The organism is uncultured Campylobacter sp. (assembly GCF_937890585.1).
Classification (GTDB): Bacteria; Campylobacterota; Campylobacteria; order Campylobacterales; family Campylobacteraceae; genus Campylobacter_A.
Map to the genome: position 1 here is coordinate 1 of NZ_CALACG010000305.1, position 3,120 is coordinate 3,120.

At 39.4% G+C, this 3,120-nt stretch carries 3 protein-coding genes; 2 read left to right on the forward strand and 1 reads right to left on the reverse strand.

Features of this window, described 5'->3' with window-relative positions:
• Positions 1 to 138 precede the first annotated feature (138 nt).
• Positions 139 to 498 carry a hypothetical protein gene (locus Q0296_RS09100; RefSeq protein WP_298039654.1) on the forward strand — a complete coding sequence of 120 codons (360 nt, stop codon included), beginning with the start codon at positions 139 to 141 and terminating at the stop codon, positions 496 to 498.
• Between the two features lie 342 nt (positions 499 to 840).
• Positions 841 to 2,847 (forward strand): TonB-dependent receptor, encoded by a 2,007-nt coding sequence (locus Q0296_RS09105; RefSeq protein ID WP_298039657.1) that lies wholly within the window; start codon positions 841 to 843, stop codon positions 2,845 to 2,847.
• A gap of 27 nt (positions 2,848 to 2,874) precedes the next feature.
• Here Q0296_RS09105 and Q0296_RS09110 read toward each other — a convergent pair whose 3' ends face one another.
• Positions 2,875 to 3,093 (reverse strand): hypothetical protein, encoded by a 219-nt coding sequence (locus Q0296_RS09110; protein ID WP_012140605.1) that lies wholly within the window; start codon positions 3,091 to 3,093, stop codon positions 2,875 to 2,877.
• Between the last annotated feature and the right edge of the window lie 27 nt (positions 3,094 to 3,120).

A 3,120-nucleotide genomic window follows, 5' to 3' on the forward strand; every position in this document is an offset into this window, starting at 1 on the left:
GACTTTACGTAGGCTACACTTATAAATTTTAATCTTAAATATCTCCTCCTTAAGAAATTTGCGCCCTAGTTTGGGCGTAAATTTATCTTTTTACTACTTTTCAAATAAATTTAATATACTTTCCAAAAAGGATACAAAATGAAGAAAATAATATTGTCTCTATCTATGCTCTTGACCGCTACGTTTGCGGTTGATTGTGATAATGGATTTGTTAAAGTTATCGTAAAGTATACCAACGATACTGCTCCGCAAAGAGTTGATGATAATATCGTAATAGTAGGCTCTGCATGTGAAAATGAAACCCTAAAAACCACCTTTGTTATAAATGACAGCGATGATATTAAATTTAGTAAATTTACTAAAAATGAGATAGAAGAGATAAAAAAGGAGTTTTGTGGCAGGGATAATCGCTTGGTAGATAAAGCCTCGTGGATATACAATTACGAGAACGGCAAGAACTTTACTGTGATAAATTTGACAAGAGAAGATTGCAAGTAAATTTTCTGGGTTCTCCCAGAAATTTAGGCTTTTAGGTCTAAATTTGTAAATTTACTAAATTTAATATAGAGCGCATTGGTTGCTTAAACTAAACCATTTTGACTAAAAATATAACCACACAGCTTTTGGTAAGAAAACTCAAATTTTATGAAAAAATCAGGCTAAATTTATAACTCCAAGCTTTTAAAGTTACTTTTTTGCACACATAATATAAATGCCTAAAATAAGACTTTTTTATTAAATTTAATACCATGTAATTTTCATTACATTTATATTTATTCTTTATTTAAGTCTAGTTTTGCTTCAATTTCAATATTAAATATTATTTTCATAGGAGAAAAAATGAGAATTTCTTATGTTTTAGCGTTGGCTTTAGCGTCAAATTTGGCTTTTGGCGCTGAAGAAACAGCAACTCTAAACCCTATCGTCATCTCTTCAACTATACATAAATCAGCCCTTGAAGAGCCCATAAATTCCCAACTAGTCGGAAAGGGCGCAATACTAGAAAACAGCGATATTGCCAAGTCTATATCAAATTTGAGTGGATTTTCTATGGAGCGCAAGGGCGGAGGCGGTAGTGAGGTTTATTACCGCTCGCAGACCGCGGCTAGACTGCCAGTGCTTATCGATGGCAGTACGTTAAATGGCGGATGTGGCATGCGTATGGATACTCCTATCACCTATATATCTGCGCAAAACTACAGCTCAGTTCGCATCGTAAAAGGGCCGCAAGACGTAAGATATGGCGCACTTATTAGTGGTGGTATATTTTTTGATAGAGATATAGCAAGGCTCTCAAAACCAAGCTTTGGAGGAAATATGAGCGTGCTTGGCGGAAGTTTTAAGCGATTTGAGACGAGCGCAGACGTGGTAGCAGGCAACGAGCTAGGTAGCTTGGAGGTCTCTGGCGGACATTACAAGAGTGGGGACTATAAAAGCGGTGATGGACAAAAAATGCATACGCACTATAAACGAAATAGCGTCTCGCTCGTGGGTACGCTAACGCCAACTGATACTACCGCCTTGCAGCTAAGTGCAGACCTGGGCGAGGGCGAAGCAGCCTATGCTGATAGGATGAGAGACGGCACGCAGTTTGATCGCAAGTCTTTTGGTTTCAAGCTCGAGCAAGATGTCGGTCAGCATAAAGTCAGGCTAAGCTCATACTATCATCAAATCAATCACATAATGGATAACTTTACCATGCGTCCAGTGCGTCCGATAGTGCCTGGTAATGTAATGGGCAGAGGATATAGCATCAGCCACCCAATACGCGATATGTATGGCGTTAAGCTTGAAGGTGAGTTAAATTTCGATAATCTAACGAGCTATCTTGGTGCTGGATATTCGCAGGATACATTTAAATGGCGAGGTGCTGGTACTGGCGGAGCTGGCGTGTCTAAAGCCGTTATGGACGCCGCCCTATCAAAGCCACACGAAAAAGAGCGCAAAGTAACATACAAAACGATATATACTCAAAACGAGTACGTTCTTGATAATAACTACGGCCTTTTTGGTGGACTTAGGCTAGACGTAGGCGAGAGAAAGTTAATAAAAACGCATAAAAAAAGGAGTGAAAATTTACTCTCAGGCTTTTTTAGATATGAAAAATATCTACAAAATTTAACGCTCTATGCGGGGCTGGGACACGCACAAAGACTGCCTGATCACTGGGAGACAAACAAGGACGCGAACCTAGAGCTAAACAAAGAGAGAAACACTCAGGTTGATTTTGGAGCTGTACTAAAAGATCAAAACTATGAGCTAAGTACAAATTTCTTTGTATCAAAGATGGATGACTACATCATGCTAAAATACAACACCATGGGTATGTCATCAAGCGCTTTTAATACTGACGCTCTACTATATGGCGGTGAGATCGAGGGCGATATATTACTGGCTGATATATTTAGACTAGGCGCGGGCGTATCATATGTCTACGGCAAGGTGACTAAAGATGCTGGTGGCCTACAAAAGGGAGATGCGCTACCTAAAGTTTCACCTCTAACGTTTAAACTAAGTGCCGGACTAGAAAAGCCTGAGTGGTTTATCAAAGCTGACCTATACGCCAACGCATCGCAACACCGCGCGCAAAAGGGATATGGAGACGTCGGCGGCATGGACTTGGGTAAGAGCGATAGCTTCTGGACGCTAGGGCTAAGTGCAGGCTATAAATATAAAAATTATCAATTCTTAATAGCTGCAGAAAATTTAAACGACGCCAAATATTCATATCATAATTCAAAAGGTGGTTACGGCGGCGGTATCGCGGGATATGAGACGATACCAAATGGTACTAGACTATATGAGCCTGGTAGAAGTTTCTGGGCGAAATTTAAGGTACATTTTTAAGATATTTCTGGGGTCTTCCCCAGAAATTTAGGCTTTTTTGTCTTCAAGCTCTTTTAGATGAGCTTTTACAAACTCACCAAATTCATCTTGAGTTAGCACTCTTTTGGCAAGTTTTTCTTTGCATTTTTTGCCAAGCTCGCCAAGTGTCGCTCTATTTTTTTGGCTTTGTGATTTGCCAAATTTTGAAAGGATCGCATTTAGCTCATGCTCTTCACCGAAATTTACTAGCTCTTTATCTAGTGCCATTTTTTCTCCTTTGTTTAAAAAAGACTG

What these genes read in the sequence shown, in the direction of transcription:
- Q0296_RS09105 (WP_298039657.1), top strand. Translation starts at nt 841, where the DNA reads ATGAGAATTTCTTATGTTTTAGCGTTGGCTTTAGCGTCAAATTTGGCT.
- Q0296_RS09100 (WP_298039654.1), top strand. Translation starts at nt 139, where the DNA reads ATGAAGAAAATAATATTGTCTCTATCTATGCTCTTGACCGCTACGTTT.
- Q0296_RS09110 (WP_012140605.1), bottom strand. Translation starts at nt 3,093, where the DNA reads ATGGCACTAGATAAAGAGCTAGTAAATTTCGGTGAAGAGCATGAGCTA.